Raw genomic sequence first — 229 nt, 5'->3', positions numbered from 1 at the left:
CAATAGAACTACCTCAACGAACCGGAGTTAAACCGATGACCAATGCAATCAATCGCCTGTTTCTCGCATCCTGCATCGCGGTCGCGGTTTCCGCGTCGTGCGCAGCGCAACCGGCACATGCCGACGACGAGCGGGCGGCCCGTATCGCGGAAACGTGCGCGACCATCGCGGACGGCGCAGCCGTCGCGGTCACTGCTCGGGATCGTGGAATCAGTCTTGCGGACGTAGA

Annotated in this window: 1 protein-coding gene; it reads left to right on the top strand. The window is 62.0% G+C overall.

The genetic code is table 11. The features are described from left to right. Positions 1-35: 35 nt before the first annotated feature. Positions 36-229: hypothetical protein (locus tag AC1RPQ_RS08740; protein ID WP_481762393.1), on the top strand; the 194-nt coding region annotated here is incomplete at its 3' end.

The organism is Dellaglioa sp. CoH-57-MRSF-21, from assembly GCF_056781915.1.
The sequence above is the reverse complement of the archived record's forward strand: the minus strand, read 5'-3'. Positions and strand labels throughout refer to the sequence as shown.